The organism is Streptomyces sp. MUM 2J (genome assembly GCF_022414535.1).
Taxonomy (GTDB): Bacteria; Actinomycetota; Actinomycetes; order Streptomycetales; family Streptomycetaceae; genus Streptomyces.
Genome location: NZ_JADWYM010000005.1, coordinates 231,462 through 257,450 on the forward strand (window position 1 = coordinate 231,462; position 25,989 = coordinate 257,450).

The 25,989-nt window shown below is 73.3% G+C and carries 21 protein-coding genes; 10 read left to right on the plus strand and 11 right to left on the minus strand.

The window, feature by feature from the left end; translation table 11 throughout:
* Nucleotides 1–46 precede the first annotated feature (46 nt).
* From I3F54_RS07515 to I3F54_RS07530, 4 genes are all read right to left on the minus strand, one after another.
* Nucleotides 47–2,629: a substrate-binding domain-containing protein gene (locus I3F54_RS07515; RefSeq protein ID WP_240117830.1), complete on the minus strand. Its 2,583-nt coding sequence runs from the start codon at nucleotides 2,627–2,629 to the stop codon at nucleotides 47–49.
* 4 nt (nucleotides 2,630–2,633) lie between these two features.
* Nucleotides 2,634–2,999, minus strand: coding sequence for a hypothetical protein (locus I3F54_RS07520; protein ID WP_240117831.1), 366 nt, complete (start codon nucleotides 2,997–2,999; stop codon nucleotides 2,634–2,636).
* A gap of 113 nt (nucleotides 3,000–3,112) precedes the next feature.
* Nucleotides 3,113–4,306: a hypothetical protein gene (locus I3F54_RS07525; protein WP_240117832.1), complete on the minus strand. Its 1,194-nt coding sequence runs from the start codon at nucleotides 4,304–4,306 to the stop codon at nucleotides 3,113–3,115.
* A 163-nt stretch (nucleotides 4,307–4,469) separates the two neighbouring features.
* Nucleotides 4,470–5,609: a PP2C family protein-serine/threonine phosphatase gene (locus I3F54_RS07530; RefSeq protein ID WP_308373229.1), complete on the minus strand. Its 1,140-nt coding sequence runs from the start codon at nucleotides 5,607–5,609 to the stop codon at nucleotides 4,470–4,472.
* A 180-nt stretch (nucleotides 5,610–5,789) separates the two neighbouring features.
* On the opposite strand from I3F54_RS07530, the gene I3F54_RS07535 reads away from it, so the two are divergent.
* Nucleotides 5,790–6,269 (plus strand): hypothetical protein, encoded by a 480-nt coding sequence (locus tag I3F54_RS07535; RefSeq protein WP_240117833.1) that lies wholly within the window; start codon nucleotides 5,790–5,792, stop codon nucleotides 6,267–6,269.
* A 184-nt stretch (nucleotides 6,270–6,453) separates the two neighbouring features.
* On the opposite strand, the gene I3F54_RS07540 is transcribed toward I3F54_RS07535, so the two are convergent.
* Nucleotides 6,454–6,597: a hypothetical protein gene (locus I3F54_RS07540; RefSeq protein ID WP_240117834.1), complete on the minus strand. Its 144-nt coding sequence runs from the start codon at nucleotides 6,595–6,597 to the stop codon at nucleotides 6,454–6,456.
* A 284-nt stretch (nucleotides 6,598–6,881) separates the two neighbouring features.
* Here I3F54_RS07540 and I3F54_RS07545 point away from each other — a divergent pair, with 284 nt between their 5' ends.
* From I3F54_RS07545 to metG, 4 genes are all read left to right on the plus strand, one after another.
* A complete protein-coding gene (locus I3F54_RS07545; RefSeq protein ID WP_240117835.1) occupies nucleotides 6,882–7,787 on the plus strand; it encodes a hypothetical protein in 906 nt (301 codons plus the stop codon).
* A gap of 166 nt (nucleotides 7,788–7,953) precedes the next feature.
* Entirely contained in the window at nucleotides 7,954–9,906 is a 1,953-nt protein-coding gene (locus tag I3F54_RS07550) for an FUSC family protein (protein WP_240117836.1), read from the plus strand.
* 177 nt (nucleotides 9,907–10,083) lie between these two features.
* A complete protein-coding gene (locus I3F54_RS07555; RefSeq protein WP_240117837.1) occupies nucleotides 10,084–12,237 on the plus strand; it encodes a VWA domain-containing protein in 2,154 nt (717 codons plus the stop codon).
* A 145-nt stretch (nucleotides 12,238–12,382) separates the two neighbouring features.
* Nucleotides 12,383–14,116: a methionine--tRNA ligase gene (gene metG / locus I3F54_RS07560; RefSeq protein WP_240117838.1), complete on the plus strand. Its 1,734-nt coding sequence runs from the start codon at nucleotides 12,383–12,385 to the stop codon at nucleotides 14,114–14,116.
* A 119-nt stretch (nucleotides 14,117–14,235) separates the two neighbouring features.
* On the opposite strand, the gene I3F54_RS07565 is transcribed toward metG, so the two are convergent.
* On the minus strand, nucleotides 14,236–14,538 hold the full coding sequence (locus I3F54_RS07565; protein ID WP_240117839.1) for a hypothetical protein: 303 nt from the start codon (nucleotides 14,536–14,538) through the stop codon (nucleotides 14,236–14,238).
* 130 nt (nucleotides 14,539–14,668) lie between these two features.
* Here I3F54_RS07565 and I3F54_RS07570 point away from each other — a divergent pair, with 130 nt between their 5' ends.
* Together I3F54_RS07570 and I3F54_RS07575 are read left to right on the plus strand one after the other, a co-directional pair.
* The gene (locus tag I3F54_RS07570; RefSeq protein WP_240117840.1) at nucleotides 14,669–15,034 is read left to right on the plus strand and encodes a PH domain-containing protein; all 366 of its coding nucleotides are present in this window, start codon (nucleotides 14,669–14,671) and stop codon (nucleotides 15,032–15,034) included.
* Between the two features lie 145 nt (nucleotides 15,035–15,179).
* Nucleotides 15,180–15,875: a hypothetical protein gene (locus tag I3F54_RS07575; protein ID WP_240117841.1), complete on the plus strand. Its 696-nt coding sequence runs from the start codon at nucleotides 15,180–15,182 to the stop codon at nucleotides 15,873–15,875.
* A 30-nt stretch (nucleotides 15,876–15,905) separates the two neighbouring features.
* On the opposite strand, the gene I3F54_RS07580 is transcribed toward I3F54_RS07575, so the two are convergent.
* Nucleotides 15,906–16,118: a DUF397 domain-containing protein gene (locus I3F54_RS07580; protein WP_240117842.1), complete on the minus strand. Its 213-nt coding sequence runs from the start codon at nucleotides 16,116–16,118 to the stop codon at nucleotides 15,906–15,908.
* Nucleotides 16,115–16,990: a helix-turn-helix transcriptional regulator gene (locus I3F54_RS07585; protein ID WP_240117843.1), complete on the minus strand. Its 876-nt coding sequence runs from the start codon at nucleotides 16,988–16,990 to the stop codon at nucleotides 16,115–16,117. The genes I3F54_RS07580 and I3F54_RS07585 overlap by 4 nt, the downstream gene beginning before the upstream one ends.
* A gap of 162 nt (nucleotides 16,991–17,152) precedes the next feature.
* Between I3F54_RS07585 and I3F54_RS07590 the strand changes: the two genes are divergently transcribed.
* Entirely contained in the window at nucleotides 17,153–17,719 is a 567-nt protein-coding gene (locus I3F54_RS07590; protein ID WP_240117844.1) for an ATP-binding protein, read from the plus strand.
* A gap of 139 nt (nucleotides 17,720–17,858) precedes the next feature.
* Nucleotides 17,859–18,710 (plus strand): helix-turn-helix domain-containing protein, encoded by an 852-nt coding sequence (locus I3F54_RS07595; RefSeq protein ID WP_240117845.1) that lies wholly within the window; start codon nucleotides 17,859–17,861, stop codon nucleotides 18,708–18,710.
* Nucleotides 18,711–18,967: 257 nt separating this feature from the next.
* Here the strand turns inward: I3F54_RS07595 and I3F54_RS07600 are convergent, their stop codons facing one another.
* Both I3F54_RS07600 and aspS read right to left on the minus strand, forming a co-directional pair.
* Entirely contained in the window at nucleotides 18,968–20,338 is a 1,371-nt protein-coding gene (locus I3F54_RS07600) for a thioester domain-containing protein (protein WP_240117846.1), read from the minus strand.
* 393 nt (nucleotides 20,339–20,731) lie between these two features.
* On the minus strand, nucleotides 20,732–22,495 hold the full coding sequence (aspS, locus tag I3F54_RS07605) for an aspartate--tRNA ligase (RefSeq protein ID WP_240117847.1): 1,764 nt from the start codon (nucleotides 22,493–22,495) through the stop codon (nucleotides 20,732–20,734).
* Between the two features lie 163 nt (nucleotides 22,496–22,658).
* Between aspS and I3F54_RS07610 the strand changes: the two genes are divergently transcribed.
* Complete coding sequence (locus I3F54_RS07610) at nucleotides 22,659–24,785, plus strand: SpoIIE family protein phosphatase (protein ID WP_240117848.1); 2,127 nt, start codon at nucleotides 22,659–22,661, stop codon at nucleotides 24,783–24,785.
* 131 nt (nucleotides 24,786–24,916) lie between these two features.
* Here I3F54_RS07610 and I3F54_RS07615 read toward each other — a convergent pair whose 3' ends face one another.
* Nucleotides 24,917–25,963 (minus strand): AI-2E family transporter, encoded by a 1,047-nt coding sequence (locus I3F54_RS07615; RefSeq protein WP_240117849.1) that lies wholly within the window; start codon nucleotides 25,961–25,963, stop codon nucleotides 24,917–24,919.
* Nucleotides 25,964–25,989: the final 26 nt, after the last annotated feature.

Sequence of the window (25,989 nt, forward strand, 5' to 3'; positions counted from 1 at the left end):
CGCTGCATGTGTGTCCCCCTCCCGCCACAGGTACGCGTCCGCGTCCTCACTCGTCCCCCGTTCCGGTGCGGGCGACCTCGTCGTGCAGGGCGGGGCCGAGGTCGTCGCCCGTGTCCAGGCAACGCCCGCCGCTGGCCCCGGCTATCAGCGCGTCCACGCGGCCCCCGTCGCAGCCTCCGCCGTCCAGTGACACCACCGCCACCGGAACCCCCGAGGTACGCGCCAGGTCCAGGACGGCGGTGCGGTTCGCACCGGTCAACCGGTTGTTGTCCTCGTCGTCGGTGATCAGGACGATCAGCTGCGGCCGGTCGTCGCCGGTACCGCGGCCCGCCATGTCCTTGAGCGCGGCCAGGAGGGCGCGGTGCGGGTCGGCCTCCGCGTCGTACGCCCTCGTTCGGGAGCCGTCGAGCAGGATCCGCTCGGCGTCGGCTCTCTTGTGCCGTCCGAAGGGCAGCAGTGGGGCGTAGCCCTGGCCGGAGGTGCCGTACATCGCCCACACGCCGTACTCGTCCTGGGTGCCGAGTCCTCCGAGGGACTGCCGGATCAGACCGGGGCCGCCGCTCGCCCCCTTCCACCACGCGCGCATGGACCCGGAGCTGTCCAGCAGGAACAGGACCCGGCCCGGCCCGTTGGCGCTGCGGTACTGCTCCAGCGCCGCGGTCATCGCGAGCTGTTCCGCCGACGGCTGGGAGCGCCCCGGGTCGTCGAGCACGTCCGCGGCGGGCTGCTCGGAAGGCTGCCCGGAGGGCTTCCGGGCAGCCTTCGGAGAGGACTGCCCGGCGACGGGGAGCGGGGGGTGTCCGGCGTCCGCGGAGCGGAAGCCCGCAGCGCCGAGGACGCCCTGGCCTACCTCGCCGTACAGCCAGTCCCGGAACGCCCGCACCGCCGCGTTCCGCGGCTCCTCGTCGTGGTGGGCGTCGTTCCAGCGCACGTGGACGAACGCCGGCTGGAGGGCGGGGACGTCGCGCGGGTACACGGCGACCCGCGGCACCCGACTCACCGCGTTGCACGCGACGCCGCTCCTCAGCAGGAACTCAGGTACGAGGGCCGCCGTGCTCGCGTCCGCCGCGGAGTCCTCGAACAGGTCGCACAGCAGCTTCGCGGCCGTCGGCGCGGGCACCCCGGGCTGGGCGAGTTTCTGCTCGGCGGCCCGCGCCGTGCCGCCGTCGGCGTACAGGCCCATCGTGGCCAGCAGCGCGGCGTCGGTGTGCTCGGGGTCGGGGCGGCTCGTCCCGACCGGCAGCCGCGATTTCTTCAGGACGTCGACCAGTTCCGCCAGCGGGCGGCCGGTGCGTTGGACTCCGCCGGCTGCTGGGTTCTTCGAGGTGTTGGGGACGGCCAGCACGGTGGGCGAGTAGGCCAGCGGATTCTGCTCCTGCTCCAGATCGGCGAACGAGCGCACGGGCCGGTCGAAAGTGACACGGGTGACGTCGGCTCCGGTCGCGGGGATCCACACGTCCGGCTGCGGGCCGATGTCCCGCTGCGGATCGTCGTCCTCCTTCATGGGCTGCTGCCAGGCGTCCGTGCGCTCGCGCAGCGCGGTCACCGTGTCCGCGGCGTCCGCGCTGTAGACGGTGATGCCGGCGCGGCGACAGCCGTGCTCGGTGTTCTCGCCCGAGTTGAGGAAGGTGTCGGCGGCCCTGTCGAGCGTCGGCTCCAGTTCGGGGTCGGTGAGGACACGCAGCTCCAGCGGTGGCGCGCAGGGTCCGGGGTCCCCGGGCACAACGAAGTAAGCGCCGATACCCGCGCCGACGAGGGCCATCGCCAGCAGTAGGCGGAAGCGCAGCGGCAGGCCCCACATCCGGGCGGCGGCGGACCGGCAGGCCTTCATGAGGCGCTCCCACCGCGTGGGTGGGGGAAGGATACAGATAGGGGGAGTCCCACCGCCCCGGATGAGCACGTCCACCCCCGACTCCCACACCCCCTGCGGGTCCTGCGTGTCGCCGAGCGCGGTGCGGTAACGGGCGTCGGCCATGCGCTTCTTGAGCACCGTATACAGCCCGTCGACCGATAGCTCGCCCTTCATTGCGAGGACGTGCACCAGCTCCTTGGTGAACGGCGTCGCGCCGCTGCCGTCACCGGCGTCTATGAGCCGGTGGGACTGCACGCTCATCAGGAGCATCGCCTTGCTCCGTCGGCGGTGGTCGAACCGTTGCCAGTCCGCCGCCGCGTTGCCCGCGTAGCAGCAGTCGAGGACCACGACGACCCGCTCGGCGGGGCTGCCGACCAGCTGGGCCAGGACCTCGGTGAAGGGCACCGCGTTGGGGAAGGCGTCGTGCTCGCCCGCGACCACGCGCGCGTTGCTCGGCTGGAGGAACAGCTGGTCGCCCGACTTGGTGACGATGCCGTGCCCGGTGAAGTAGAAGAGGAGCAGCCCTTCTGTCTCCCGGGCGGCCCGGCGCAGCGCCTCGTTGAAGTCGTCGTGCGACGGCGAGGCGCAGACGGTGATCCGGCCCGTCTCGAACAGGTTGGTCTCGTGCAGCGCCTTGCGCAGCTGGAGGCGGTTGTGCTGGGCGCCGGGAATGTGGCCGGGCACGCCCTCCGGGTCGTCCGGCCGGACATGGTCGTACTCGGACACCCCGACCAGCAGCGCCCTGTTCGTCTTGCCCCGCGGGTCGTAGCGGTCCACGGGGCTAGCTCTCGTCGGAGTCCAGCTCGCTGATGGTGGGCCGGGGCGGCTCGCCCCTCTCCACCTGCCGGCGGTTGACCAGCCAGGCCTTCACCGCCCGTTCGACGTGCTGGATCAGGGACGTGACCGTCACCGTGGCCGTGGATCCGACGATCACCAGCAGAATCTCCGTGCCGAGGCCCATGTACCGGCCGTCGGGCTCGTCGGTGCGGTGCCGCTCCTCGACCGTCAGCCGGTGCGCACGTATCAGCTCCGCCAGCGGCTGCTCCTGCTCCAGCCACGTCTTCAGAGCACTGACGTCGCTGCCGCCGACGCCCCCGTCCAACCGGACCCGTACACCCGGGCCGGCCACTGCTTCCCCCTCAGCCATGGGCCACATCATGGCACCGCACGGGTGCCGCGCGGGAGGGCTTGTACGCGCTCCGTACCGGCGTGGACACCAACCGTCCCACGCCTCACCGCGCCCCCGTGCGCCTCTCAGTGCTACGTCTGCAACTCCCGCAGCTGGCGCCTCACATGGTCCAGCGCGCCGCGGTGCCGGCCGGGTACCCGGCCCCGCAGTTCGGCCAGTGCGAGGCCCAGTTCGCGGGCCCGGGCGGGATCCCTGACCGCGCTCCACTGGTGGTGGGCGCGGTCCACGGCCGCCTCGACCTGCGGCGCGTCCGTGGCCTGCCCGGCGGCCAGCCGCGCCGCGGCGACCGTGAGCCAGGACCGGCAACTGCGGGCGGCGTCCCCCGCGAGCATGGCGAGGTCGGCCCGCACCTCGGCCCAGTGCAGTGCCTGGCCGGAGCCGGGCCCCTGTGCCCGTACGGCCTCTTCCTCCAGGCGTGCCGCGAGGGCGTCGGCGTCGGCGTGCCGTCCCGCCTGCACGGCGGCGGTGAGGGAGGCGTGCGCCTCGGGCGCCGCGGGGGCGGGGCGTGGGCCGGGGACCTCGGGGAAGGCGCGCGGGCCGGAGCCGGTAGGGCCGGGCGGGCCGAAGGCGCCGGGTGCGTCCGGGGCCGCGGGCACACCGGCCGTGCCGGGTGCAGCGGGTGGGGCGGGCGGCCCGCCGGGGTCCGCCAGTACCAGGTCGCCGGCCGTCTCGCCGCCGAGCCGGTCGAGCACCTGCTGGTGCAGTTCGGCGGTCGGAGGCCGCCGCCCGCTCCGGAGCACGGTCGCGGCCGTCCGCATGTACGACGGCGTTCCCAGCGCCCGTCGGCCGGGCGGCGGTGCGATGCGGCCGTGGACGGCGTGGCCCGTGCCGCAGTCGAGCACGGCACCGCCCCGCAGCCACTGCCAGCTCTCCGCGTCGGAGTGCAGGTCGAGGAGCAGGCAGGTCGATCCCACCGGGCGCAGCCGGAGCTCGTCCCGGAACCAGTGCCAGGGGAAGCCGGTGTAGCGCACGGTCGCCGCGGTCGTCCGTGCCAGCGCGAGGTGGGGCAGGCGCTGGCGCCGGTCCAGGTGGAGTTGCCCGGTGACGTACACGGTGAGTGGTCCGGGGGCCGCTGCGGCGGCCCGCAGCCGGGTCAGCACGGCCTGTGGGTCGAGCGGGTCGGCGAGTTCGACGACGTTCGCGGTGTCGGTGCCGGCGAGTACCGCGGGCGGCACGGCGGCGAGCACGGGAAGCACGGACGCCGCGTCCACGAGCCGCCCCCTGCCCGCCGGCGCGGCGGCGAGCAGCAGCACGGTTCCGGTCATCGGCCGCTCCCCCTGGTGGTCCGCTCGACCCTGCGGTCCGCCCGGTCCTGCGGTCCGCCCGGTCCTGCGGCCCGCTCGATCACGTACGGCAGCACCGTAGCCGCTGCGCGTGTACAGCGGGGACGTGACACGGGCCCTCGGCTCCCCGTCCGCCGGGGACGGTTCAGTGCCGCCGCAGCGCGAACACCGTCGTGTCGTCCGCCAGGTGACCGCCGCTGTGCCGCAGTGTGCCGTCCCGTACGAAGGCCACCAGGCGGTGCGGGTCGGCAAGCCCGGGGTCGGCGCCGAGCCCGCGGGCGAGGTCGTCGTCGAGAGGGTAGAACGCGCCGGAGACGTCCCGGGACTCGGTCACGCCGTCGGTCACCAGCAACACCGTCTCGTCGGGCGCCAGCACCTCACGCCGCACCTCGGGTACCCCGTCGCCGAGGTCGGTCAGGCCGAGCGGGAGCCCTCCGCCCCGGGTGAGCGGCCGCAGGCCGGCCGCGCTCACCACCAGCGGGGGTTCGTGGCCGAAGAGGACCACCTCGACGACGTCCGGCTCGTCCGGCGGGAAGCCCAGCAGGACGGCGGTGGCGAACCGGTCGCCGCCCTCGCGGCCCAGGGCGACGAAGTGGCCGCGGTGGCGCACCATCCGTGTCTCCAGGCGTCCGGCGACGGTCGCCAGGTCGGACTCGTGGTAACCGGCCTCGCGGAACGTGCCGAGCAGTGCCGCCGCCGTCTCCACGGCGGCCAGTCCCTTTCCCTGCACGTCGCCCATGAGGACGCGGGTGCCGTGCGGGCCCGGCTGGATGTCGTAGAAGTCGCCGCCGACACGGGCGTCGGTGTCCGCGGCGAGGTACACCTCGGCGTGGTCGAGGCCGCCGAAGCCGGACGGCAGGGAGCGCAGCACGGTGCGGCGGGTCGTCTCCGCGATGTGCATCATGTGCAGCATCCGCTGCTCACCGCGCACCCGTACCGCGCAGGCCAGGGTCGCCAGGCCGCCACCGACGGTGACGAGGACGAAGTCGCTGAGTCCGGCCAGGTGCCGGTCGGGGCCGAAGTCGTCGACGACGACGTACGTGGCGAGCGCGAGCACCGCGAAGATCGCCGTGCCGCGCAGACCGCAGATCGCGGCGGCGATGCCGGGCACCAGCACGATCCAGGAGACGATCCGGAACGACGCCGGGGTGTTCACGTCGGCCACCGCGATGGCACCGAGCAGGAGCAGCGGCGGCAGCCAGGCCACGCTGCGTCCGCGGACGCGCAGCAGTGTGCTGCGCTGCACGACGTCGCGCTGCCCGGGCCCGGGATCCACGTCGAGCACGCGTGGGCGTCCGCCCCGCCCCGTCTCGCGTCCGGCACCGCTCACCGGCCCAGCGAAACACGGGGCCGCGCGGCCCGCATCAGCTGACGGTCCGGGGCGTGCGCCGACTTGCCCGGGGCCCCCGCCAGGTGTGCTCTGGAATCCGGGGGCAATCCGGGGGGAGGAGAGAGGAGTCCTCTCATGGCTCATGCGGCACCCCTTCCCGCCGCCACCGTCCACGGACCGCTCAGCACCCGGCCCAGGACCGGCAGGCGTCCGGCCAAGCGGCTGCCCGGCGTCTTCGGTCCGCGGGTCCACACGATGGCCCGGTTCGGCGTCCCGATCGCCCTCGGGCTCGTCTACGGCTACTGGGCCGCGGCCAACCGGCGCGACGGCGGGCCGATCACCGGCTGGAACGTGCTGTTCGGGTTCGTGACGACGATCGTGTTCATCGTCCTGTGCATCGCCGTGATCCTCTGGGCCCCGAAGCTGAAACGCGAGCTGCACTCGGCGGTGAAGGCCGCGTTCGCCGGTGTGGCCGTCGGCTTCCTCATCAGCCAGAGCGGGGTGTCCGTGCTCACGTGCGCGGGCATCGGCCTGGCATTGAGTGCGGGGATCTTCATCGTGTTCTTCTACCGCTACTACACGCACGAGGACGCCGCGGGACACCGGATCCGCTGAGCCGCCCGGCTCCGGCGCCCGGCTCCCGGCTCCGGCGCCCGCCGGAGGGCGGGGACGATGGAGCCCGGTCGGGCCGGAAGCACAAGCGGGGACGGACCGGGAGCACACACGTGGACCCCGGTGTTGTGCACCGGGGTCCACGTTTCCCTCATCCCTCCACTCACCGGACGACCGGGGGGACCAGTCAGCCCCGGCCGCCCGACGAGGTTCCGGTCGCGGTCCAGGTCCAGGAGCCGCTGACGGTGAAGGAGCCGGAGGCCGTGACGGCGAGGGTGCCATCGGTGCTGAGGGCTGCGCCCATGGCCGGCAGGGCCGGAGTGGTGCGCATTGATCGGCCTCCTTCTCCCCAGCACCAGGAAACACCCGTTCAGGTGAACCCTCCACCGGAGAGCGGAATCACCCCCCGTCCGGCATGGCACGCCTCATCCCCGCATATGCCTCTGGCACACGCCCCTTCACCCGCACGGGTCATCGCCCCGCACCCCGCCGCACCACACCCCCACGTCACCGCGTCCGCTGCCCCCACCCACCACTCACCGGCCACGCCCCCACCGCCACCCGTACGGCGTCCGCCCACTCGCGTGCCCGCCGATCGCCCCGTTGCCTGGAAGGGTGTCCCGACGTCTCAGGGCCGCCGCGTCGGCCGTCCTCATCGCCCTGGCGTGCCTGCTCGTGCCGTTCGGCACGCTGGCGGCCTGGGCGGCGTACGGCCTCGCGGACACCGGGCGGTACGTCACCACGATGGCGCCGCTCGCCGCCGACCCGGACGTGCAGGGGCAGATCGCGGACACCGTGGGCAGCGGAATCCTGCGCCGGGTCGACGGAGGTGCGGCACGCGGCGCGATGGGCCCCTTCGTGCACGACGCGGTGCGTTCCTTCACCCGCACCGAGGCCTTCCGCACCGCCTGGGACACCGCCAACCGGGCCGCCCACGACGCCGTCCTGAGCGCCCTGCGGGAGAAGGGCGACCGCCCGGTCACCGTCGACCTGGCCCCCGTCACCACCCAGGTGAAGCGCCGGCTGGCCGCCGACCACGTGCCGTTGGCCAACCGGATCCCGGTGCGGCACACCGAGGTGGCGCTCCTGCGCACCGGCGAACTGGGCCGCCTCCGGGAGGGATACGAGGTGCTCGAAGTCGCGGGATTCTGGCTGCCCGTGTCGACCGTGACCCTGGCCGTCGCCGGTATCGCGCTGGCCGCATGCCGTCGGCGTGCGGTCACCGCGACCGCCCTCGGCACGGCGCTCGGCGGAGGCCTGCTCGCCCTCGCGGTGGCCGTCGGCCGCCGTCTCACGCTGCGTGACCTACCCGACGAGGTCTCCCACCCGGCTGTCGGCGCCGTCTACGACGCCCTCACCGCCACCCTGCGCACGGCGGCCTGGCTGCTGCTCGCCGTCGGCCTCACCGTCGCCCTGGGCATCTGGCTCTCCGGATGCTGCACCCGCGCGCTGCGACGGCGACGGGCCCGCGCGGCACCCGCGGGCGAGCCCGCTCCGCAGCCGTGGAGGGCCGGGCTCTGACCGCGACCTCCCGCCCGGCCGTCCGTCCCCGGGGGAGTTCGGGGCGGGGCGCCACCGAGCGGGAGGCCGGGACGTGGGCCGGGACGCGAACCGGAACGTGGACACCGTGGCTGCGGGGACGCGGTGATCCGGTCGGGGCCCCAGGCCAGCCGCCCATAATGGGCGCATGTCCCGCGAGTTCCCCATCGGCCTGAACCCTCCCGACTGGCTGATGCGGAATCTCCGCCCCGAGCCGAGCCCCGTCAACCGGCCCGCCGCCGCCCGCGCCGCCGTCGCCATGACCCTCCCCCTGGCGATCGGCCTTGCCACCGGCCACACCGACTACGGCGCGCTCGCCTCCATGGGCGCCCTGTTCGGCGTCATCGGCGACACCGCCGACGCCTACCGCATGCGGCTGCTGAACATCGCCGTGCCGCAGGTCTTCGGCGCCGTCGGCATCACCCTCGGCTCGCTCGTCCACGGCCACGGCTGGACGGCGGTGGCGGTCGTCACCGCCGTGGCCCTGCTCTCCGGCATGATCTCCACCATCGGCGCCGTCGCCTCCGTATCCGGGCTGTTGCTGCTGCTCAACACCGTGCTCGGGGCGGGGCTGCCGATGCCCGACCCCTGGTGGCTGCCGGCGCTGCTGGTCTCCGGAGGCGGTCTGCTCGTCCTGGTGCTGGCACTGCTGGCCTGGCCGCTCAGAGCCGGGGTACCCGAGCGGACGGCCGTCGCGCAGACCTACGACACGGTCGCCGACCTGCTCGCCGCGTGCGGCGACGACACGGCGTACACCGCCGCCCGCTACACCGTCACACAGTCGCTGAACCAGTCCTACGACCTGGTCCTGGCCCGGCGCGCACGCCATCACGGCCGCAGCGGGGAACTGACCCGGCTGCTGGCCCAGTTGAACGCCCTCATCCCGGTCGTGGAGGCCGCCCCGGCCGTCCACCTCGCCGGACGGCCCCTGCCGCACCGGGTCCCCGCCGCCGTGCGCCGGCTCGCCACCGCCGTCGAGACCGGGGACACCGGCCCCCTGACGCTCGACCTGCCCGCCCCGGCCGACGAGACCACCCGCGCCACCGACCACGCCCTCCGGCACGCCGCCGAGGTCGTGACCGCTCCCGACGTGGAGGCCCACGGCATCGACGACCGCCTGGGCCGCCCGGCGGCCCTCCGCATCCGCACCGCCAGGGCGGCGCGGAACGTGATGCTGTCGGCCGCCTCCTGGCGCTACGGGCTGCGGCTGGCCCTGTGCATCGGAATCGCCCAGGTCCTGGTGTCGATCGTCCCGGTGGCGCGCTCGTACTGGGTCGCCCTGACCATCACCTTCGTCCTGAAGCCCGACTTCGGCTCGGTCTTCTCCCGCGCCCTGCTGCGCGCCCTCGGCACGGTGGCGGGCCTGGTCGTCGCCGCGGCGGTGCTGGCGGAGGTGCCGCGCGGCTGGTGGGACGTCGCGGTGATGCTCGTGCTGGCCCCGCTGATCCCGACGCTCACACCGCGCGGGTACGGCTACCAGACGGCCGCCATCACCCCGGTGATCCTGCTCCTGTCCGACGTCCTCAACCACGAGGGGACGGCTCTGCTGCTGCCCCGCCTGGTCGACTCCCTCCTCGGCTGCTGCATCGCCCTCGTCGCCGGCTACCTGCTGTGGCCGGAGAGCTGGCACACCCGGGTCGGCGACCGTCTCGCGGACGCGGTGGCGGACACGGCGCGCTACGTGGACCGCGCCTTCGGCGAGGGCGTGGACCCCGCGGCCCGGGCCCGCATGCGCCGCCGCCTCTACCGCGACCTGTCCGCCATCCGGACGGAGTTCCAGCGTGCCCTGACCGAACCACCGCCGACCGGGCGGCGGGCGGCGGCCTGGTGGCCGCTGGTCGTCGCGGTCGAGCGCATCGTCGACGCGACGACTGCGGCCCGGATCCGCGTGAAGCAGGGCGCCGCACCGCCCTCACGTGCGGAGATCGCCCGGCTGACGCTGCAACTGACGGAGCTGGCGGAGGGCCTGCGCACCACCAAGACCCTCTACCCGGTCCGCACCGACCTGGCCGGCCCGGCGGACAGTGTCCTGGAACCGGTACGGCAGGAGGTGGCCGCGGCGAGAGCCATCGCCTCGCCGCCGAGTCCGGAGGGGCCGTGACGGACCCCGGGGGGCCGTGAGCGACCCCGGGGGGCCGTGAGGGACCCTGGGGCATGGGCCGGGGGCGACTTTCCGCTGGCACATCCCTCCCCAAGATCGCCGGCGGGGACCGCTAACCTTACGTGTCCGTCCTGGCCAGTGATTGACGGGCTACAACTCACGCGAAGGGTTGCGCACATGGGCATTCTCACTCTCCTGCGGAACGCGTTCGGCCGGTCACGCAAGGAGCGGACCGCCGAGGCGGAGAGTGCCGCAGCCACTCACCCGCAGGACTCGCAAGCGACGGTCCCGCCCCAGAAGCCGGCCGGCGACGCGGCCTCGGTCCCGACTCCGCGCGACGAGGAACACGACCTGGTGTCGGCCGCCTTCGACAAGATCGCGGTGCCGAAGCAGACGTCCCCGGCGGAGGAGCCGACCGCGCCGGCGGCGGAGAAGCCGCAGCCCGAGGCGCCTGTTGCGGAGGCGGAGAAGCCCCTGGCAGAGCCCGCGGCCGCGCCGGACGCCGAAGCGGAGACCGAGCAGGAGCCGCAGGCCGAGCAGCCGTCGGCCGAAGCGGACCAGCCGTCGGAGAAGCCGCGGACGGAGCCCACCCGGGCCGCGGAGCCCGAGCCCGGGCCGGAGGCCACCGAGCCCCGGGCCGGGGCCACCGCGGAGCTCCACGCCGAGACCACGCCGGAGGCCGCAGCCGAACCGGAGCCCCAGGCCGAGACCGCCCCCGGACCGGAAGCGGAGACCGCAACGAAGGCCACGGCCGAACCCGAGCCGGAGGCCGCCGAGGCCGAGCCGGAGGCCACCGAGCCCCGGGCCGGGGCCACCGCGGAGCCCCAGGCCGAGACCGCCCCCGGACCGGAAACGGAAGCCACCTCCGAGCCGCAGACCGCAGCCGAGGCAGCTCCGGAGGCGGACGCCACCCCGGAGGCCGCAGCCGCGCCGGAGCCGGCGACCGAGCCGCAGGCCGAGGCCACCCCCGCAGCAGAGGCGGAGGCCCGCTCGGAACCGGAGACCGCAGCCGCGCCGGAGCCCGCGAACGAACCACGGGCCGAGGCCGCCCCCGCAGCGGAAGCGGAAGCCACCCCCGAGCCGCAGACCGCAGCCGCAGCCGCAGCTGCAGCCGCAGCCGCAGCCGAGGCCACCCCAGAACCGCAGACCGCGGCCGAGGCAGCTCCGGAGGCGGACGCCACCCCGGTGACCGAGGCCGAGGACGAGCCGGAGGCGCGGACACAGGCCGCCGCCGAGCCGGTGGAGGCCACGGCGCGGTCGGCGCCCCACGAGCAGGCCGACGAACAGGGCGCCGAGCAGACCGACGCGCCCGCCACCGTGCCGACAGCCGGCCCGGAGCCCGAACCGGCGACCGCTCCGGAGCCGGAACCGACACCGGCCGCGTCCGCCGGGGCCACCTCCGTGGCCGAGGCGGCTGACGAAGCCGCGGGGGCCACTGCCGCCCCCGAGAAGGCCACGGAGCCCGCCGCCGAGGCGACCCCCGAGTCCTCCACACCCGCCGGGGCCGCAGCCGAGCCCGAGCCGGTGGCCACCGGGGCCGAGCCGGAGCAGGCCCCCGGGTCCCGGGCGCCTGCCGCGTCCGACGACGGCGAGCCCGCCCCTGAGCCCGCCCTCGCCAAGGCGGCCGCTGAGTCGGGCACCGCGGCGGACGTCGCGGCGGACGCCGCCCCCGCCGTCTCCCTCGCGGAGCTGACCTCCCGCGCCCCCGGCCTGGTCACCGCCTACCGGGCGGCCGGCGCCGTCCTCGGCGAGCAGGACCTGACCGGCGCCCGCGCCAAGGTCTACCTCGTGCTCGACCGCTCCGCGTCGATGCGGCCGTACTACAAGGACGGCTCAGCACAGGCCCTCGCCGAGCAGACGCTCGCCCTCGCCGCCCAGCTCGACCCCGCGGCCGCGGTCCACGTCACGTTCTTCTCCACGGAGCTGGACGGGACCGGCGAGCTGACCCTCGCCGAGCACGAGAACCGGATCGACGAGCTGCACGCGGGCCTGGGCCGGATGGGCCGGACCAGCTACCACGCGGCCGTCGCCGAGGTGATCGCCCAGCACGAGAAGTCGGCCGACCCCGCGGCCCCGGCCCTGGTGGTCTTCCAGACGGACGGCGCTCCGGACGCGAAGACCCCCGCGACCCAGTCCCTCGCGGACGCGGCGAAGAACCACCCCGTGCTGCACTTCGCCTTCGTCGCCTTCGGCGAGCACGGCAACAAGGCCTTCGACTACCTCCGGAAGCTGAAGACGGGCAACACGTCCTTCTTCCACGCGGGCCCCGCCCCCCGTGAACTCACCGACAAGGAGTTCTACGAGGGCGCCTTGGCGACCTGGCGCCCGTAGGAAGCGTCCGCCCCGGCGCCGCCCGCTGCCCACCACACGAAATGGCCAGCGGGCGGCGCAGTCGTGTCGGCTACGATTTCAAGGTTCGAAGACGACCGAGAACCAGAGATCGTCACCCCGCGTAGCGACTTGGGAGCAGCCCCCGATGGCTCGACACCTCATCACCAGCGCCCTTCCGTACATCAACGGGATCAAGCACCTGGGCAACATGGTGGGGTCCATGCTCCCGGCGGACGTGTACTCCCGGTACCTCCGCCAGCGCGGCCACGACGTGCTGTACATCTGCGCGACCGACGAGCACGGCACCCCCGCCGAGCTGGCCGCGAAGGAGGCGGGGCTGTCCGTCACCGAGTTCTGCGCGCAGGCCCACGACGCCCAGAAGGCGGTCTACGACGGCTTCGCGCTCGCCTTCGACTACTTCGGCCGCAGCTCCAGCCCGCAGAACGTGGAGATCACGCAGCACTTCGCCCGCAGGCTGAACGAGAACGGCTTCATCGAGGAGCGCGCGATCCGGCAGGTGTACTCGCCCGCCGACGGCCGCTTCCTGCCCGACCGCTACGTGGAGGGCACCTGCCCGCACTGCGGTTACGACAAGGCCCGCGGCGACCAGTGCGAGAACTGCACCCGGGTCCTCGACCCGACCGACCTGATCAACCCGCGTTCGGCGATCTCCGGTTCCACGGACCTGGAGGTCCGCGAGACCAAGCACCTCTTCCTCCTGCAGTCCAAGCTGCAGCACGAGGTCGAGGAGTGGGTGGCCCGCCACGAGAACGACTGGCCGCACCTGGCCGCGTCGATCGCCCGCAAGTGGCTGACCGAGGGCCTGCACGACCGTGCGATCACCCGGGACCTGGACTGGGGCGTCCCGGTCCCGGCCGACACCTGGCCGGAGCTCGCGGCCGAGGGCAAGGTGTTCTACGTCTGGTTCGACGCACCGATCGAGTACATCGGTGCGACGAAGGAATGGGCGGACGCGGCGCCCGACGGCGAGACCCGGGACTGGAGGTCCTGGTGGTACGAGGCGGACCTGGGCGACGACCCGGTGCGCTACACCGAGTTCATGGCGAAGGACAACGTCCCCTTCCACACGGTGATGTTCCCGGCCACCGAGCTGGGTGTGCGCGAGCCGTGGAAGAAGGTCGACTACGTCAAGGCGTTCAACTGGCTGACGTACTACGGCGGCAAGTTCTCCACCTCGCAGAAGCGCGGCGTCTTCACCGACCACGCGCTGGAGATCCTCCCGGCGGACTACTGGCGCTACTTCCTCATCGCCAACGCGCCGGAGTCCGACGACTCCTCCTTCACCTGGGAGCACTTCACGGCGACGGTCAACAAGGACCTCGCCGACACCCTCGGCAACTTCGTCAACCGCGTCCTGTCCTTCTCCCGCAAGCGCTTCGGCGACGAGGTCCCGGCGGGCGGCGAGCCGGGCGAGGCGGAGGCGCGGCTGGGGGAGGAGATCGCGGGTCTCCTGTCCGACTACGAGTCGCACATGGAGTCCCTGCAGTTCCGCAAGGCGGCTACCGCCCTGCGTGCCCTGTGGTCCGCGGGCAACTCCTACCTGGAGGAGAAGGCCCCCTGGCTGGAGATCAAGACCGACAAGGACGGCGCGGCGCTGACGCTGCGCACGGCGATGAACCTGATCCACCTGTACGCGGTGGTGTCCGAGCCGTTCATCCCGGCGTCGGCGCGGACGATGCGCGAGGCGTTCGCGCTGCCGGAGGACACGGCGGTCTGGGTGACGCCGGACGAGGCCCGCGCCCTCACGTCCGTGCCCGCCGGCACGCCCTTCACCGTCCCGCCGGTGCTGTTCGCCAAGCTCACGGACGATGACCTGGAGAACTACAAGGAGCGCTTCGGCGGCGAGCCGACGGAGTAGCCGGAGGGGTGAGCGGGACGGAACGCGGGCCGGGTGCCGGTCCCTGCGGCCCCTCCACCCGGCCCGCGGTGGCGGGGCGGGTGCGGCCGGCCGGTCGCACCCGCCCGCTCCGGTTGGTCCTACTCGCCGCGCACGAACCGGCCGACGGCATGCAGGATCCGGTCCAGCAGTTCCCTCAGGAGGACCAGGCCGGCCCCCGCCAGGCACACGCGGGCCGCCCCCCAGCTCCCCGCCGCCGCGGCGCGCGTGTAGGAGGCGACCCACGGGCCGCTGTGCCCCAGGTCCCAGGTCGGCCGGTCCGGCCAGTCGGCGCCGACGGCGCTGCTCACCGTCCAGCAGACCGCCGCGACCACGGTGAGCCAGAACGCCGCGATGACCAGACTCCGCAGCAGCACGTACCGCCGCTCGCCCCCGTATGACATGTCGTCCCCCTCCTCGGACGAACTACTGTACGCATCAACCTCCACCCGTTATACATGTCGCTGTTCGATCTCAGTGATCCACTGGAACGTGAGCGCGCGTCTGCGCCCGTCAAGCGGGGGGTTTCATCTCATGGCACTGTTCGGCAACGCGCATCCCATCGACCCGGCGGAGGCCCAGAAGGACTACGCCCGTCTGCTGGGTCAGGGCGAACAGGTGCAGGCGGCGTTCCTGCTGGTGCGCGACACCATCATCTTCACCGACCGGCGCCTGCTGCTGGTCGACAAGCAGGGCATCACCGGCAAGAAGGTGGAGTACCACTCCATCCCGTACCGCAGCATCACCCACTTCGCGGTGGAGACCGCCGGCACCTTCGACCTCGACGCCGAGCTGAAGATCTGGGTGTCGGGCAACTCGGTCCCGATCGAGAAGACCTTCACCAAGGGCGTCGACATCTACGAGGTGCAGGCGATCCTCACCCAGTTCGTGGCGAAGTAGGCCCGGGACGGGCCCAGGACGGCCCCGGTGCCGCGGCACCGGGGCCCTCGGCCGGGTCGGCATGCGGGACCGCGCGCCTGGCCCGGGCGGCGGCCCGCGTCTGGCAGAGTGCTGCCCGAACCCACCCTTCTCCCCCCTGGGCCCCGTGAACCTCCCCGACCCGCACCGCCGACTCCTCTCGGACGTCGTCACCGCAGACCTCCCCCACACGCTCGTCCTCGCCGGCGGCTACGCCCTCCAGGCGCACGGCCTCGTGGACCGGCCGCACGCCAACGTGGACATGGCGACGGAGAGCCAGGAACCGACGGACCGGCTCGCCGAGGCGGTGGCGACCGCGCTCCGCAGCCGCGCCCGCGACGTCGCACCGGGGTCCGTCACCCCGCTCACGGCACACCTCTCGGTCACGGACCCGCCCACGGGCGAACGGTGCGACCTGATCCTCCACAAGGAGACGCTCTGGCACCCGCCGGTCCTCACGGACCTCGGCCCGACCCTGAGCCTGGAGGACGCGGTCGGTACGAAGATCAGGGCCCTGTACGACCGGGGCGCCGCCGTCGACCTCATCGACGCCCGCGCAGCCGCGGCCCGTTTCACCCTGCCCGACCTGGAGGACCTGGGCCGTCGCCACGCGCACGACCCCTTCGACCTGCCGACTTACCGGTCCCGGCTGGAGGGCAGCGACTGGTACCCGGACGCCGCGTTCACCGCGTACGGCCTGACGGAGGCGGACATCGCCGCCCTCCGCGCCTGGGCCCAGCACTGGTCCGACGACATCGCGGAACGCCTGCTGGAGGACGGCGCCAACCCGGACACGGAGGACGGCTCCGAACCCGACGCGTGAAGCCCGCCCGGCCCACGGGCCGGCGAGAGGTCAGCTCCCGGACGCGTACCCCACGAACTCCGCCCAGGCCTCCGGCGACAGCGCCAGCCGGGGACCGGCGTCACGGTGCTTGGAGTCCCGGACGTGGACGGTGCCGGGGGTGGTGGCGATCTCGACGCAGGACTCGCCGTCGTTGCCGCTGCTGTAGCTGCTCTTGAACCACGCCGGTTCGGCAGTGTCCCCGGCGGAGACCTTGCGGATCATGTTTCTCCCAGCAGTTGCTCGATGAAGGCCAGCGACTCCCACGGCGGGAAGGCCTGCGCCCGGATGGTGCCATAGCGCAGCTCAAGGATGCGGAGCTGCCTCAGGTCGGTCACGGGACGACCGCTGAAGGCTCCGTCGGAACGCCCGACCGCCGAACCGTCCGCGAACTTCAGCAACTCGATCCTGCCGTCCAAGCCGGAATGGACTTCGACGCGTGTCGGCATCACCTGGAGGGTGACGTTGCGCAACCGGCCCACCTCCAACAGGCGTTCGAGCTGCTGACGCCACACCATTGTGCCTCCGAGCGGGCGTCGCAGCGGTGCCTCTTCCAGGACGAAGTGAATCGACGGGGCCGGTTCGCGCGCGAAGACCGACTGCCGCGCCAGGCGAGCGGCCACCATGCGTTCCACGTCGTCCGGTGAGTACGGCGGCTGCGCCGCCTCGATCAGGGCGCGGGCATGCTCCGGAGTCTGCAACAACCCGTGCACACTGTGGCATTCGTACAGGCCGATCTCGACGGCCTTGGCCTCCATCTGCGCCAGATCCCGCACCTTCTTCGGGTACCGGACCTTGTTGACGTCCTCCTTCATCGCCGAGAGCAGGCCGCCCGCGCCCAGCGCCTCGTCCGCCCTGTCCAGATACTCGGGTCGGGGAATCCGCTTCCCGGCCTCGATCTTGTAGACGAGGTCCTCGCCGTATCCGACCGCCCGGCCGAAGTCGGCGGCCCGCATGCCCACGGCCTCCCGCCGCAGCTTCAACTGCCGTCCCACGGTGGCGACGACGGCGACGCCCCACTCGTCGTCCGGATCCACCTCCCATCCCGGCTCGTCCGCCTCGGTCCTGAGCCGCCCTACCTCACCGTCCACCGACATGCGCGCCCCTCCGACGTACCGCCACCGCCTCGTACCGCGACGCCCCTACCCGCGCGCACCGCCCCGACAAGCCCGGACACCACCGGACAAGCGCCGGACAGTCACCGTACGCATCGGCGCCGTCACTCCTCACGGTAGGCGGCTCCGGCCACGCTGAGTGACGTGAATCAGGAAATGACCGCCGCCGCAGAGCGGCTCGCTCAACCCGCCCGTCCCGTCCGCAACTTCAGCGTCCTGCTGTCCCCGACCCCACGCGGCGCCCGGCTTGCGCGGCTCCTCGCCGTCGAGCAACTGCGCACTTGGGAGCTGCCGTTGGATCCCGCGCGGCACGTCGTCGCCGAACTGGCGAACAACGCGTCCACGCACGGCCACGTCCCCGGCCGGAACTTCCGCCTTCTGCTGTACGTCGTCGGCGCGGTCCTGCGCATCGAGGTCACCGACACGCGCGGTGACCGGCTCCCGCCGCACCGGGACGCGGTGCGCGACGGCGCGGGCGGTCACGGGCTGGCGCTCGTGGACGCGTTCGCCGACCGCTGGGGCGTGGCTGCGGGGCTGCCTCCGCGCAAGACGGTCTGGGCCGAACTCGACGTCCCGCCTGCGGAGTCACCGGAACCCGACGGCCCGCGCCCCGGTGCCGCGGGCGGTCTTCTCCAAGGACCACCAGGGGGAAAGAACTCCCGCCAAGCCCCACCCCTCCCTCCCGCCGGGCGCACTCACTCCCGCGAGTGAATATGCCCAACTGGACTGGATCCGGGACCGGTTGCGTGCCCTACGCTCAGCGCGACACCACCGCAGACATGCGACGGCCCCCGCCGGGACTGCCATCCCAGTGCGAGGGCCTGACCACCAAGGAAGCAGGACCTTCCCGATGGATACCGAGAACCCTAACGCGCGCTCGCGTCCGCAGTCCCGGCTCCCGGGGAAAAACCACCCGCAGGCGCGGCCGGATTCGGGCGTGGTCCACGACAGCGCCCGCCACACCGAGAACTTCACGGTGATCGGCAACCATCTCGCCCAGCACGAGGAGCTGTCCCTGCTCGCCATCGGGCTGGGCTGCCACATCCAGTCGCCGCCCAAGGGCAGTCCGGTCGGCATCAAGTCCCTTGCCGACCGCTTCCCCGAGGGACCCACCCGGATCGCCGCCGCGCTGCGGGAGCTCGAAGCCCACGGCTATCTGCGCCGCACCCGCGAGCGCAGGCCCGGCGGGCAGGTCGTCACCCGCACGGTGTTCTGCAACAAGCCCGGGCACCGGGGTGCCCCGGCCGGGAGTCCCCGCAGGCCCGCCCGCCGTCCGGCACCGGAGAAGCCGCCGCCGCGCAGGCACCTGCCCGCCGTGCCGCAGCCCGCGGCACCCTCGCCCGGCATCCTCCGGGCGGCTGTCGACGTCCTGGCCGGACTCCGCCGCCTCGACCCCCGGCTGCTGCTGTCCGCGACGGACACCGAACACCTCGCTCCGGGCGTCGCCGCCTGGCTGGAACGCGACCTGCCCCCATCCGCCGTGCGCCGCGCCCTGACGGACCGCCTGCCGGCGGAACCGCTGGCCCGGCCGGCCGCGCTGCTGGCCCACCGCCTGACCGCTCAGCTGCCGCCACCACCGCCGTTCCGGCCCCCCGTCCCACCGGCCCCGGAGCCCAGACACCCCTGGCAGACCTGCGACACCTGCGACCGCGCCTTCCGGGCCCCCGCCCCCGGCCAATGCCGCGACTGCCGAACGGGTTGACGCGACGGACGGGGGCGCCCCGGGCACCGTCCGCGGCAGAGTCCTCCGGGCGACCGCGGTAGGAGTTCGTCAGGCGCTTGCGCCCAGGAGCGCCCGCGCCCGGGAACCCGCGTGTCCTGTGCGCCTCGGGCCCGGCCCGGGGTGGTCCGGGCCGGGCCCGACAGAAGAGCACGGTCCGCCGGCGGACGTCGGGGGCGTCCGGCGGCGAACCGTGCTCACCTGTTCGGCGCCGGGTCGTCACGACCCGGCTGCCACCGTCAGGCGGACGGCGTGGAGCGGCGCTTGCGCAGGAAGAAGACCAGTCCGCCACCGGCCAGCACCAGGGCACCGGCCACGCCCGCGATCACCGGGGTGGCGCTGCTGCCGCCGGTCTGGGCCAGGCCGCCACCGGTGGTGGTGGTACCGGGCGTGTTGGCACCGGGCGTGGAGGTGCTGGGCGCCGGGGTGCTCGCCGAGGGGCTGGGCGAGGGGCCGGCGGTGGTGCAGTCCAGGACGCCGTGGGTCTCCCACGGGCCGTAGCCGGCCGCACTGTCGATCTTGATGTCGTACGGCTGGTCCTCGTCGACCTTCACCAGGACGGTCTCGGACTTGCCCGGCTGGACCGTGTGGGTCTCGCCGTTCAGGGTGAAGGTGAACTCCTGGTCACCGCTGTTCGCGGCGGTCACCTGGATGCCGCCCGCGGCGCAGTCCTTCTCGAAGGTCACGGCCGGGATCGGGCCCTTGTGCTCCTTCGGCGCCCAGGCGCCGGACGCGGTCGCGGTCACCGGCACGTCGGTGCTGCCGGCCAGGATCAGCGTCTGGCTCTTCTTGTCGACGGGGGCGAAGACCCGGCCGACCTCGATCCGGGTGGTGGTGGAGGCGGTGAGGGTGCCCTCGCCCTTGGGCGCGTCCGCCGGCACCTTGAAGAACAGCTTGTCGCCGTTGGTGGCGGTGGTGGCGGCCTGGCCGTCCGCGTCGACCACGGTCACCCCGGCGGCCTCGGACTTCTGGTCGAGGCTCACCGAGACCTTGTCGGCACTGGTGCTGACGGTGACCGGTCCGACGCTGTCGCCGCTGTTGCCCGAGACGCTGTCCGGGGTGAGCTGCAGCGAGGGCAGCGGCTCGTCGGCGGAGCCGTGCTGCTCGGCCTGCTCCTCCAGCCACTTCGTGACCTTGTCGGCGCCCTTGTTGCGCGGGTGCGCGTTCACGCCGTCGGAGAAGTGCCAGATGGCCGCCTGGGTCGCGGCGGCGGCGGTGTCCGCGTTCAGCTTGGCACCGACCTTGGAGCCGAGTGCGTGCGGCTGGACCACGGGGTAGGCGTGCTGGAGGATCCAGCGGATCTTGCCCAGCCGTTCCTTCTTGGCCGACAGGACGGAGTGGTCCCAGTCGGTCTCGGTGTACTTGGTGCCGTCGTACGTGGGGTTGTGGATGTCGATGCAGTAGGTCTCGAGCTCGGCGCCCTTCATGGTCAGGCGCATGGTGCCGCCGGTGAGGTGTTCCTGGGCGTGACCCGACCCGTCGAGGATGTCGATGCGGCCGCCGTGGATGATGTCGCCCAGAACGGCGACGTCGGTATCGGTCCCCTCGTCGGCCGACGCCGCTCCGGCGAAGGCGACACTTCCGGCACAGAGCATGCCCGTCGCGAGCATGACACCAGCAACGGACGGTATGGACCGCCCGCGAACTCGGAACATAGCTACGTCTCCTCCCGACGGCCGCACGGCATGGCGGACCGCCGACATGCCGCGCCCCCAGAACGCGGCTCGTGTTGGTCGCCGCACATCCTAGGGATTCCGGAGCCCCGGCGTACCACCGGGTCGGAAGTGAATCGTCGGGCACGTGGTGAGGGTGGAGCCCGGAATGGCAGGGAAGTTGACGGTACGTCAGGTATGACCCGGGGGCCGGGCGAGCCCCTGTCCGGGTCCGCCCCACCCGTCAGGCCGACCCGGCGACCCCGGCCCGCGCGGGCCCGCACACGGCGAGGCGCCCGGCCCCGGGGGCTCGTCCGCCCCGGGTCCGGGCGCCTCGGCGCCGGCCGGTGTCTACTTCGGCTGCGGCTTGCGCACCGACAGGTGCAGCTCCTTCAGCCGGGCCTCCTCCAGCTCCGTCGGCGCGCCCATCATCAGGTCCTGGGCGTTGCCGTTGAGCGGGAAGGAGATGGTCTCTCGGATGTTGGGCTCGTCGGCCAGCAGCATGACGATGCGGTCGACGCCGGGGGCGATGCCGCCGTGCGGCGGGGCGCCGAAGCGGAAGGCGCGGAGCATGCCGGCGAACTTCTCCTCGACCGTCTCGCGGTCGTAGCCCGCGATCTCGAACGCCTTGAGCATGATCTCCGGCTCGTGGTTCCGGATGGCGCCGGAGGACAGCTCGACGCCGTTGCAGACGATGTCGTACTGCCAGCCCAGGATGTCCAGCGGGTCCTGGGTCTCCAGGGCCTCCAGACCGCCCTGGGGCATCGAGAACGGGTTGTGCGAGAAGTCGACCGCGCCGGTGTCCTCGTCCTTCTCGTACATCGGGAAGTCGACGATCCAGCAGAAGCGGAAGACGTCGTCCTCGAAGTGCCCGGCGCGCTTGGCGGCCTCGACCCGCACCGCGCCCATGATCTTCGAGACCTCGTCGAAGTCGCCCGCGCCGAAGAACACGGCGTGACCGGGCTCCAGGCCGAGGCGCTCGGTGAGGACCTTGACGTTCTCCTCGGTGAGGAACTTCGCGATCGGGCCGGTCAGGCCGCCCTCCTGGGCCACCCGCACCCAGGCCAGGCCCTTCGCGCCCAGCGAGATGGCGTACTCGCCGAGCTGGTCGAAGAACTTGCGCGGCTGGTCCTGGACCGCCGGGACCGGCAGCGCCCGCACGTGCTTGCCGGCGAAGGCCTTGAACTCCGAGCCCTCGAAGACGTCGGTGATGTCGACGAGCTCCAGCTGGGCCCGCAGATCGGGCTTGTCGGATCCGTACTTCAGCATCGCCTCGCGGAACGGGATCCGCGGGAAGGGCGACGTCACGTGGCGGCCGTTGCCGAACTCCTCGAACAGCTCGGTCATGAGCTGCTCGATGGGCCGGAAGACGTCCTCCTGCTCGACGAAGCTCATCTCGACGTCGAGCTGGTAGAACTCGCCCGGCGAGCGGTCGGCGCGGGCGTCCTCGTCGCGGAAGCAGGGCGCGATCTGGAAGTAGCGGTCGAAGCCGGAGATCATCAGCAGCTGCTTGAACTGCTGCGGGGCCTGCGGCAGGGCGTAGAACTTGCCCGGGTTCAGGCGGGAGGGGACGACGAAGTCGCGCGCGCCCTCGGGGGAGGTCGCCGACAGGATCGGCGTCGCCATCTCGTTGAAGCCCAGCGCCGTCATCTTGTGGCGGATCGCCGAGATGATCGCCGACCGGAGCATGATGTTGCGGTGCATGCGCTCGCGGCGCAGGTCCAGGAAGCGGTACTCCAGGCGCCGCTCCTCGTTGACCCCGTCCTCGGCGTTGATGGTGAAGGGCAGCGGAGCCGCCGCACCCAGCACCTCCACGACGCCGACCTCGACCTCGACCTCGCCGGTGGGCAGGTCCGGGTTCACGTTCTCGGTGCCGCGAGAGACGACCTGGCCGTCGACGCGGACCACGGTCTCCTTGGACAGCTTGTCCAGGGCCTCGTACGCCTCCGTACCGGGGCGGGCGACCAGCTGGGTGATGCCGTAGTGGTCGCGCAGATCGATGAAGAGGATGCCGCCCAGGTCGCGCCGATTGTGCAGCCAGCCACTCAGCCGGACGTCGGTGCCGACGTCAGAGGCGCGGAGCTGTCCGCAGGTGTGGGACCTGTACCGATGCATCGTCGTTTCATCCAGTCTTCGCGGATCGGGAATCTCCGGGGCCCGGTGCCCGGACTTTTCAAGGGTACCGGGCACGTCGTCGTCGCCTCCCCACCCTTTTCCCGGCATGGCATGCCCAGATCAGCGGTGGCATCGTCCGATCGTCTCTTCATAAAGTGGGGCAATGCGCACCGGTGAACCCCTGCCCTCCGTGGGGGAGGTCCTCTCCGCCCTCGCGACCGGTCTGTGGAACTGGGACACCGCCACCGGGCAGGTCGCCGTCGACGCCGAGGCGGCACGCCTGCTCGGGCTGCCGGCCGAGCAGGCCACGCTCACCGAGGCGCAGGTGCGCTCCAGGCTCCACCCGGTCGACTGGAACGAGATCACCGGTGTCGTCCAGCTCGCCGTAGCCGAGGGCACTCTGGCCGAGGTCCGGATCCGGATCATGGACGAGCGCGGGCACGTCGTCCGGGTCGTCCGCAGCCGCTCGAGACCGTCCTTCGATCCGGTCAGGCGGGCCTTCGAGCTGACGGGCACCCTCCAGGAGGTGGCCGAACCCGCCCCGGGCACCCCGGCGGGACGCAGCGCCGTCACCGGTGACTGGCGGCGCTCCCGGGAGGCCTTCCTGCTGGACGCCGGCCGCGCGCTGGCGGAGGCACGCTCCACGGCCGAGGTGCTGCGGGTCGCGGCCGGGCTGTCGATGCCCGGCTTCTCACCGGACGGGCTCGCCGTCTTCGGCGTGGAGGGCGACCGGCTGACGATCATCGGCCACCACGGGCAGCAGCCCGGCGACGAGGGGCCCTTCGCCCAGATGGCGCTGGAGACCGACTACCCGGCCGCCGAGGTGGTGCGCACCGGGCGGGCGGTGTACCTGTCGTCCCCGGCGCAGTACCGGGAGCGCTATCCGCTGACCTGGCCGCTGGCCCAGCGGTTCCACCGGCAGTCCTGGGCGTTCCTGCCGCTGACCGTGGCGGGCGGCACCATGGGCGCCTGGATGGCCGCCTTCACCAATCCGGTCGCCTTCACCCCGGACGAGCGGTCCGTCCTCACCACCGTCGCGCGCATGCTGGCGCAGGCCCTGTCGAGAGCCGGGGCCGCCGAGACCGAGCGGGAGCTGACCGAGGGACTCCAGCGCTCGATGCTGCCCTCCCTGGGCGAGGGCATCCCCGGCATGAGCATCGCCGCCCGCTACGTCCCCACCGGAGGCGGGCTCCAGGTCGGCGGCGACTGGTACGACATGATCCCCCTGCCCAGTGGCCGGTTCGCCCTCGTCATCGGCGACGTCCAGGGGCACGACGTGCGCGCGGCCGGCCTGATGGGCCAGCTGCGCATAGCCCTGCGCGCCTACGCCGCCGAGGGCCACCGGCCCGACGCGGTGCTCTCGCGCGCCTCCCGCTTCTTCTACGGCCTCACGCAGACCGACGACGACCTGGCCGGCCTGCGCTTCGCCACCTGCCTGTACATCGAGGTCGACCCCGTCACCGGCATCGTCGAGACCGCGCGCGCCGGGCACCTGAACCCGGCGATCCGGATGCCGGACGGCACGGTGATGCTGCGGACCACCGCCGGCGGGCTGCCGCTCGGCATCGACCCGGACAGCGACTACCCCACCACCCTGCTCACCCTGGATCCCGGCGAGACGCTGCTGATGTGCACCGACGGCCTCGTCGAGACCGGCGGCCACGACCTGGACTCCGGCTGGCAGCGCCTGCGGACGGTCCTGGAGAAGCACGACGGGGACGCCGGGGACGCCGGGGATCTGGAGGAACTCGCCGACGCCCTCGTCCAGGCCGTGCACGGGCCCTCCTCGCACCACACCACCGGCCCGCTCGCCGACCGCCGCGAGGACGACATCGCCCTGCTCCTGCTGTGCCGGCAGGGCGACGGCCGGGGCCCGAGCGGAACGACCGTACGGCCGCCGGTGCGCCGCATGATGCTGACGGTCGCGCAGGCCGATCCCGAGCGCGTCGCCACCGGCCGGCAGCATCTGCGCCAGCTGCTGCACGACTGGACCTCGCCCGACCAGGTGGACTCGGCGGTGCTGCTGGTCTCCGAGCTGCTGACCAACGTCCTGGTGCACACGGACGCCGACGCGCTGCTCGTGGCCGAGGTCACCGGCGAGACGGGTGCCCGCCGGCTCCGGGTCGAGGTCACCGACGCCGGGGACGACCTGCCGCACGTGCGCCGGCCGGGCGAGCTGGCGTCCTCGGGACGCGGTCTGCTGCTGATCGATCTGCTCGCGGACGCGTGGGGGGTGGCCCCGCGGGGCCAGGGCAAGAGCATCTGGATCGACCTGGCGGAGGAGGCCTGACCCGGCACGCGTGGGCGGACCGGCCCCAGGGCACGGCAGGGGACGCGGACCGCACCGCGGCGGCGGGCCGCGGCACGCGGGCGGGGACCGCTCTGCACCGAGGGTGCGGGGACGCGGCGCGGCGCCGGGGACTACGGCGCGGTGGCGCGGGCCCGCAGTTCCTCCACGACCCCGAAGGCGGCGGCCGTCACCGGCACGGCCAGCAGCATGCCCAGGATCCCCGCGACGGACGCGCCCGCGGTGATCGCCAGCATCACCACCGCCGGGTGCATCTGCACCGTCCGGCTCTGGATCGCCGGCTGGAGCACATGCCCCTCCAGCACCTGCACGGCGAGGACGACGCCGAGCGCCCAGAGCCCGATGACGAACCCGCGCTCGGCGAGCGCGACGAGGACGGCCAGGGTCCCGGAGATGAACGCGCCGAGGTAGGGGATGTAGGCCCCGACGAAGACCAGCGCCCCGAGTCCCACCGCCCCGGGCACGTCCAGCGCGAGCAGCCCGATCGTGATGAAGGTGGCGTCGATGAGCGCGATCAGGGTGGTACCCCGCATGAACCCCTCGACGGCGCGGTAGGCCCGCCGGGCGACGGCCTCCAGGAGGTCGGCGCTGCCGCCGGGCGCGAGGGAGCGCAGCGTGTCGACGGCCTTGTCGCCGTCGCGCAGGAAGAAGAAGACGAGCAGCAGTGCCAGGACCGCCATGGCGATGCTCTGGGCGACGACGCTCACCCCGCTGAGGAAGCCCGAGGCGGCCGTCCCGCCGAACCGGCTCAGCAGGTCGCGGGCGTTCGTGGCGAGGTCGTCGAGCGAGGTGCCGGCCGCGCCGAAGTGGTCGGCGACGCTCCGTGCCGCGTCCTTCAGCGAGGAGACGATCTGGTCGCCGCTGTCGACCAGCGCGGCGACGACGATGTACACGGCGCCACCGACCACGGCGACGACGGCCACGCACGTCACGGCGGCGGCGACGGACCGGTTGACCCGGGCCCGCACCATGCGCCGGTGGAGCGGCCCGAGCAGCGCCGTGCCGAGCAGGGCGAGCAGCACGGGCGTGACGGCCGTGCGGAACTCCGCGCACAGCAGGATCCCGACCCAGCCGACTCCCGCGACGAGCAGGATGACGGCGCACCAGGCGGCGAGCCGCCGGACGGCGGCGGGCAGCGGCGAGAGGGAGGGCTCCTGCACCCTCACCACCCGACCACACCCCCCGC